Raw genomic sequence first — 7,402 nt, forward strand, 5'->3', positions numbered from 1 at the left:
CTTTATATCTTGCTTATCCGAGCTGGGGTGTGTCCTTTAGAGAAAATATGCCGCCTTTATTGTCATCATCAGCCTTTTTTGTTGGATACTCATTTGAGATTTTGCTTGTAATGTTTTTTGGCTTTTTTGTTCCGCGTTGCACGATGGCGATTTTATCCACATTATTTTCATACTCATAGCTAATCGTCTCTTTCGCCGATGCGGGAATGCTTTTTGGTTTTGCAGACTTGGTTTCTTTTGCTCCTAATCCCGCTTGTGTTTCTAGTGCCTCTTGAATGAGAGATTGAGCATTTGTGCCTTGTGTTTCTAGGCTCATTTTACTAGGATTCAAACCCTTTGTTTGAGCAAGATTCTGCACATCAGCTAGAGTCTTTGTGGCTTGGGTTTCTTCTTTTGGAGCTTGAGGCATTGGCATAGTAGCAATGCGTGGGGCTTGAGCTTTTGTATCTTTTATAGAATCTTTGCCCTCTGCTATTTTGTCCGTAGCTGCTGCTGTGCTTAAAGGAGTGCTTAGAGCTTCTACAAGAGGATTAGCTTCTTTTGGCTTGTTTTCTTTAGATGATTTAGCAATTTTTTCTTGCAAACCGATTTTTGAATCTTCACTCACGCTATCCTTAAAATCAAAAGGCACAGCAGTATTAGAGGCTTGAGCCTTTGGGCTTGTGGCTTTTAAGTCTTCAGTCTTTTTTGCGTGTGATGTAAGATTCTTATCAAGCAAATCATCTTTTTTATCTATTTGCATAGGTGTTTTACTCTCTGTTTTACTCATCTTACCCTGTAAGGCTTTGCTAAGCGGATTTTTATTGTCTATGGTTTGAGCTACATTTGCTTCTTGAGATTCCTTTTGAGCTTTTGCTTTAGCCTGTTTGGCAAACATACTTTCAAATTTACTCTCTAGCTTATTTACATCTGCTGAAGGTGAATGAGGGCGTTTATCTAGGATAGAATCAGGCTTATTGAGAATAGAATTTTGCATTGCATCTAACATATTGCACTCCTTACAAGAAAATATACCAACACTCAAGCAAATTGCATTCCTAAAATAACAATGCGTTTTTAGTATTTTTTATGAAAAAAAGCGTATAATCCCACACTTTTTATAAAGCAAATATTTTTAGAGGTGTATTGTGTATAAAAAAATATTTATGGGCTTAGTTTTGTGTGTAAGTATGCAAAAGGGCTTTTGTGCTGAAAAAAGCGGCTTTGAGATTTATGGTGATGTGATGCAGATTCTGCCTTTTGCAATGATGGCATATAGCTATGCTATTTGATGATATACAAGGGGTAAAAGAACAAGCCATAGGTGCTGGAGCGACTTTTCTTACCACCCACGCTATCAAAGAAGGCTTTGTGATTCTCTCTCGCTCAAATGAATCATATGCGAGAATCTCACAACGCCCAAATAATGGCAGTTTTAATGGTTTTCCAAGCGGACATACTTCATTTGTTTTTTCCGCAGCTGGATTTGCACAAAAGCGTTATGGTTGGAAGTGGGGAGTGCCACTTAGCCTTATTGCAAGTTCAGTAGGTGTAAGTAGAGTGTATGCGGAGAGACATACGACTACGCAAGTCATTGCTGGGGCGATTTTGGGCTTTTCTCTTTCATATTTTTTGGCGAGTAAGCAAAGTAAAGATTCACAGCTTACAGCGTGGGTGGATAATGCTGAAAATGGCACACAAAGCTATCATTTAGCATATATCAAGCGATTTTAGATTCTGTGGATTTGGTGCTTTTGGGTGATTTTAGTATTATCCCTATGCTTAAGGCACGATATTGAGCTGACTTTGTGTGTAGATGAAGTCAAACCTGCAAACAGCATATTCAAACCTCTTCTCTTAATTTAGTATAAGATAGCAAAATTATAGAGATACTTCAGCTCAAAGCCCTTGTTATAACAATATAAATAGAATCTTTATTTCAATACTTTAGGCAGTGTAATGCCCTTTTGTCCTTGATATTTGCCCTTTTTGTCTTTGTAGCTAATCTCGCAAGGCTCATCACCTTCTAAAAATAATACTTGGGCTATGCCCTCGTTAGCATAAATCTTTGCTGGAAGCGGCGTTGTATTGGAAATCTCAATAGTGATATGCCCTTCAAACTCTGGCTCAAAAGGCGTAACATTCACAATAATCCCGCACCTTGCGTAAGTGCTTTTACCAAGACAGATAGCAAGCACATTGCGTGGCATTCTAAAATACTCTATTGTTCTAGCTAGGGCAAAAGAGTTTGGTGGCACAAGACAATAGCCCTTCTCACTCGCATCAACTTCTACAACATTGCGTTCATCAAAGCTTTTGGGATCAACCAAAGTCGCACCGATATTTGTAAAAATCATAAATTCACTTCCCACGCGAATATCATACCCATAGCTTGAAAGCCCATAACTTACGATATTTTGCCCCACTTGCTTTTCGTAAAATGGCTCAATCATACCCTTTTTACTCATCTCTTTAATCCACAAATCAGACTTTAAACCCATTTTACACCTCGCTTTTTGCAAAAATTTGCGTATCTTTAAAAAATCGTGTTATTATAGCAGATTAAATTTCACGACAAGAAAGGTGCAAGATGAATCTACAAGAAATCAAAAAGATTATGGAGCTATTTGATAATAGTGATATTGCGAAGTTCAGTATTAAGCAAGATGGCTTTGAACTCAAACTCCAAAAAGCTGGTGCTAATGCTAGTGCATATGGGGCGGTTACAGCCGTTGCTCCAGCTCCCGCTGCGGCTATCCCTCAAGCCATAGCAGCGGCAGAATCTACCCCTGTGGTAGCCACACCTAGCACACCAAAGGATACAGGCGGACATTTTATCACTTCTCCAATGGTAGGGACATTTTACCGCTCTCCAAGCCCGGGTGCTGCTCCGTATGTTAATGTCGGTGATACAATCAAAAAAGGGCAGACTGTTGCGATTATTGAGGCAATGAAGATTATGAATGAAATTGAGGCTGAATTTGACTGCAAGGTTGTTTCTATTGAAGTGAGCGATGGGCAGACTGTGGAATTTAGCACTAATCTTATTAAAGTTGAAAAACTCTAAGGCAAAACAATGAGCGTAAAACAAAAAAAGATTCAAAAGATTCTCATAGCTAATCGCGGCGAGATTACACTTCGTGCTATTAGGACAATCCAAGAAATGGGTAAAGAGGCTGTTGCGATTTACTCAACGGCTGACAAAGATGCCTATTATCTTGATGTGGCGGATAGTAAAATTTGTGTAGGTGGGGACAAGTCAAGTGAAAGCTATCTCAATATTCCTGCGATTATGAGTGCAGCGGAATTGCTCAAGGTTGATGCGATTTTCCCCGGCTATGGCTTTTTGAGTGAGAATCAAAATTTCGTGGAGATTTGCTCTCATCACAATATAGAGTTTATTGGACCAAGTGCTGAAGTTATGGTGCTTATGAGCGATAAGTCTAAGGCAAAAGATGTGATGAAGGAAGCGGGTGTGCCTGTAATTTTAGGAAGCGATGGGGCATTAAAAGACTACAAGGAAGCGGAAAAGGTGGCAAATGAGATAGGCTACCCTGTGATTTTAAAAGCTGCTGCGGGTGGTGGCGGACGCGGTATGCGTGTGGTTGAAAAGCCTGAAATGCTTAAAAATCTCTACCTTGCTGCTGAATCTGAAGCAGTAAGTGCCTTTGGTGATGGCACAATCTATATGGAGAAGTTTATCCGCAATCCCAAACATATTGAAGTGCAGATTCTAGCTGATAAGCACGGCAATGTGTTGCATATTGGAGAGCGTGATTGCTCTGCTCAAAGGCGACAACAAAAGCTTATAGAAGAATCTCCTGCTGTAGTTTTAAAACCTGAAGTGCGTCAAAGACTGCTAGATACTGCTGTAAAAGCCGCACAATACATTAAATATGTGGGGGCTGGAACATTTGAATTTTTGCTCGATGCAAATTATGAAGATTTTTATTTTATGGAGATGAATACGCGTTTGCAGGTTGAACATACTGTGAGCGAAATGGTAAGCGGACTTGATCTAGTAGAATGGATGATACGCATTGCCGAAGGACAGAAGCTCCCGAGCCAAGATTCTATAATTTTCAAAGGACATTCTATTGAGTGCAGAATCACCGCTGAAGACCCTGAAAAATTCTATCCTTGTCCGGGCAAAATTACAAAATGGGTGGCTCCGGGTGGAGCAAATGTACGGCTTGATACTCACGCTTATGGTGGCTACACCGTGCCTATGCATTATGATTCTATGATTGGCAAGCTTATCGTATGGGGCGAGGATAGGAATCAGGCTATTATCCGTATGTATAGGGCTTTGAATGAGTTTTGCATTGAAGGTATTAAGACGACTATTCCATTCCATATTAAGATGATGAAAAACAAGGATTTTCACGCTTCAAATATTCACACAAAATATTTGGAACAAAATATGCTTGATATGGAGTAGTGTGGGGATTTTGAGCTATTTTTAAGGAGTAAAAATGAAGATTAATACGAGCACGAGTCAAACACTCAAACAAGAGGAGCTCAAGGCTAAAGGGGCAAAAACACCACAACAAACCAAAGATTCTAAAGATACTTCTAAGGTTGATAAGGCAAAAAGTGTTGATGTAAGCGGTATCAAAGACTCTCGATTAGCTCAAAATCTCAAAAATACTAATAGCGACATTGGGCGTTTGCAGGTGGCACAAAAATCGCTTAAAAGTATAGAATCTGATGTAAAGAAGCTTGTTGAGCTATTAGAAGAGGAGCAAGAAAGTCTTGACAAAGGTGAGAAAGATGAGATTCATACTCAAATACAAGCATTGAAAAAAAATATAGAATCTGCCATTAAAAAGGCGACTTTTGAGGGTGTTAGCGTTTTTACCAAAAATATCAAAGATGATGGCGGAAGTGTGATTTTTGAAGCAACAAAGCTTAAGCTAGGTTTGCTTAGCACAGATGCAAAGAAGTTTTATGATATCTTAAAAGAGCAGCAAAGTGAAATTAAAGATGCCATTGACACATTAAAAGAACAAGCAGATAATGACGCAGAGAAGCTAAACGCAAAAGATGGTGTTAAAGTCGCTAAGCAAGATGCAAAAGAGACAGATGGCTCATTTTTAAGAAAGCTAGACTCACTTTTCCGTGTTTCACACGATACGGATAAATTAAACAATCAGCGTGTGCAAGAGCTTTTAGCGTAGTTTGGTTTGTAGTGATACCTTATAGCACACAACTTATTGATGAAGGTGATGCAAAGGCTTTGAATCTGGCCTTGCATTCTCCGCACCTTACACAAGGCGAACTTATCAAAGAATTTGAATCTGCTTTGTGCCAAAGGGCAAATGCTAAATACGCCATTGCTTTTAACTCTGCTACTTCAGCCCTTTATGTGCTCTATGGAGCATTTATCTATAAATATTTCCCCCATATTGCTAAATCACGGATAAATCCACTACGACAGGCAGATGTTCAACAAGAGATTTATTTTGTTACTACGCCTATAAGCTTTGTGGCTACGACGAATATGATGTTAGTTTGGGGTATCACGCCCATTTTTTGCGATGTGAAAGATGATGGCAACATTGATGAAAAAGCCCTTGCTAAGATTCTGGTCGCTCACCCAAAAAGAGAGTATATCAAGGCGATTGTGAGTGTGGATTATGCGGGGAAAAGTGTGGAATATGAAGTCTTGCAGAATCTTGCAAAGGAGCATAATCTTTTGTTGTTTGCGGATAGCTCCCACGCTTTTGGTGGAAGCTACCACAATAAGCCCATTGGCTCTTTGGCAAATGCAAGTGTTTTTAGCTTTCACGCTTTAAAGCCTATTACTACCGCAGAGGGTGGGGCTTTGGTAACTGATGATGAAGAGTTGGCCCATTACGCAAGGCTTTTGCTTTCACACGGCGTGGAGAAAAGAACGCTGTGGAATTATGATTGTTTATTGGCAGGTATGAATTTTCGCTTGAGTGAGCTAGGAGCTGCCCTTGGGCTAAGTCAGCTCAAAAAACTTGAATCTTTTATAGAATCTCGCCATAAAATCGCAGGATTTTATGATGATTTTTTTGCTAACAATCCACATTTTGGGACAATTGCCATTCCAAAAAGCATACAAAGCACACATCATTTATATCCTATTTTGCTTTATCCGCATTTGTGGTGTAAAAAGGAGCAGATTTTTGAATCTATGCAGGAACAGGGCTTGGGTGTGCAGGTGCATTATAAGCCTATTTATCAATTTAGCTTATACAGGTGGCTTTTTGGCGAAGTGCGATATGAAAATGCTGAAAAGTTTTATCTCGCAGAGATTTCTATCCCTTGTCATCAGGGTTTAAGTCTCAAAGAAGTGGAGCGTATAGCTAGGATTGTAACGCAAATATGTGATAGTCATACATAAATTGCTCTTTACTTTGATTTTACTTTCTTAGGATATGTCGTTTTTTTTTTTTTTATATAATTGCCAAGGCCGAAAAAATACTCATTCAATCATAAAGGACGAGAATGTTTACATATCTTTCAGTTAAATATAAAATTTCTATTCTTATTTTTGGATCATTTTTAAGTTTTGCTGTGCTTGTAGGACTTGTTTTTATTGGTGAAAAAGAAATAGCAGAACAGAGTGTAGAGCGACTGCACGATCTGATACAAGAGGAAGTTGAGCAAAAGCTTAAGCTTTCCACAGATTCTGTGGCACAATCTCTTGGGGCTTTGATAAAAGGGCTTGATGAAAAGCAACAAATTGCTGTTATCGCCAAGGCTATTGAGGATTTTCGTTTTGAAGATGACAAATCGGGCTATTATTTTACCTATAAGGAATATGTGCCGGTGGCTCACCCTACGCGTAAAGATTTACTTGGTAAATCTCTAGTAGAAGCAAAAGATGTCAATGGTGTGTATTATGTGCGGGAGTTGTTTGATACGGCAAAAAGCCAAAGTGCAAAGGGCAAATTTGTGCATTTTGTCTTTTCGAAACCTTTGCCTGATGGCACACTTGGCAATGCTCCTAAGATTGCCTATGCAGCGATGATTCCAAATACGGATAATATTTGGATTTCCACAGGTGTATATGCTGATACTTTTGAACAATACGCACAAAATAGCTCAACATCTATTCTTTCTATTATTCGTTCTATTTTGAGTAATGCTCTCATCATTGCTTCTGTATGTTTTGTGGTTATTTTTGTGCCTTTGATGTTTATGTTTTATCGTTCATTGCTAAAGAGTATTGGTGTGTTGCAGCATAATATGATGTTGTTTTTCAAGTATCTTAATCGTGAAAGCAAAGAAATTAAGCTTACTCCGCTTCATAATAAAGACGAATTTGGAGCGATGGCAAAGAGTATTGAGCAAAATGTTGAGCATATCGCTAAAGGCTTAGAATCCGACCAAGCCCTTGTGGCACAATCTCTCCAAGTCATAGATAGAGCTAAACAAGGTTATACTGGTA

9 protein-coding genes are annotated in these 7,402 nt (G+C 39.0%); 7 read left to right on the plus strand and 2 right to left on the minus strand.

Features of this window, described 5'->3' with window-relative positions; all coding sequences use genetic code 11:
- Positions 1-13: 13 nt before the first annotated feature.
- Positions 14-988 (minus strand): hypothetical protein, encoded by a 975-nt coding sequence (locus EBF12_RS07120; protein ID WP_121727041.1) that lies wholly within the window; start codon positions 986-988, stop codon positions 14-16.
- A gap of 139 nt (positions 989-1,127) precedes the next feature.
- Between EBF12_RS07120 and EBF12_RS11890 the strand changes: the two genes are divergently transcribed.
- Together EBF12_RS11890 and EBF12_RS07125 are read left to right on the plus strand one after the other, a co-directional pair.
- Positions 1,128-1,271: a hypothetical protein gene (locus tag EBF12_RS11890; RefSeq protein WP_244196441.1), complete on the plus strand. Its 144-nt coding sequence runs from the start codon at positions 1,128-1,130 to the stop codon at positions 1,269-1,271.
- Entirely contained in the window at positions 1,261-1,713 is a 453-nt protein-coding gene (locus EBF12_RS07125) for a phosphatase PAP2 family protein (protein ID WP_244196442.1), read from the plus strand. Before EBF12_RS11890 ends, EBF12_RS07125 begins: the two co-directional genes overlap by 11 nt.
- A 200-nt stretch (positions 1,714-1,913) precedes the next feature.
- Here EBF12_RS07125 and dcd read toward each other — a convergent pair whose 3' ends face one another.
- The gene (dcd, locus tag EBF12_RS07130) at positions 1,914-2,480 is read right to left on the minus strand and encodes a dCTP deaminase (protein ID WP_121727042.1); all 567 of its coding nucleotides are present in this window, start codon (positions 2,478-2,480) and stop codon (positions 1,914-1,916) included.
- An 89-nt stretch (positions 2,481-2,569) separates the two neighbouring features.
- On the opposite strand from dcd, the gene accB reads away from it, so the two are divergent.
- From accB to EBF12_RS07155, 5 genes are all read left to right on the plus strand, one after another.
- Positions 2,570-3,046 carry an acetyl-CoA carboxylase biotin carboxyl carrier protein gene (gene accB, locus EBF12_RS07135; RefSeq protein WP_121727043.1) on the plus strand — a complete coding sequence of 159 codons (477 nt, stop codon included), beginning with the start codon at positions 2,570-2,572 and terminating at the stop codon, positions 3,044-3,046.
- A gap of 9 nt (positions 3,047-3,055) precedes the next feature.
- Positions 3,056-4,420 carry an acetyl-CoA carboxylase biotin carboxylase subunit gene (locus EBF12_RS07140; protein ID WP_121727044.1) on the plus strand — a complete coding sequence of 455 codons (1,365 nt, stop codon included), beginning with the start codon at positions 3,056-3,058 and terminating at the stop codon, positions 4,418-4,420.
- Between the two features lie 34 nt (positions 4,421-4,454).
- Positions 4,455-5,159: a hypothetical protein gene (locus EBF12_RS07145; RefSeq protein WP_121727045.1), complete on the plus strand. Its 705-nt coding sequence runs from the start codon at positions 4,455-4,457 to the stop codon at positions 5,157-5,159.
- A gap of 11 nt (positions 5,160-5,170) precedes the next feature.
- Positions 5,171-6,352 carry a UDP-4-amino-4,6-dideoxy-N-acetyl-beta-L-altrosamine transaminase gene (gene pseC, locus EBF12_RS07150; RefSeq protein WP_121727046.1) on the plus strand — a complete coding sequence of 394 codons (1,182 nt, stop codon included), beginning with the start codon at positions 5,171-5,173 and terminating at the stop codon, positions 6,350-6,352.
- A gap of 104 nt (positions 6,353-6,456) precedes the next feature.
- Positions 6,457-7,402 (plus strand): cache domain-containing protein (locus EBF12_RS07155; protein WP_208630962.1); only part of this gene is annotated, 946 nt, incomplete at its 3' end.

The organism is Helicobacter labetoulli (assembly GCF_003670275.1).
GTDB lineage: Bacteria > Campylobacterota > Campylobacteria > Campylobacterales > Helicobacteraceae > Helicobacter_C > Helicobacter_C labetoulli.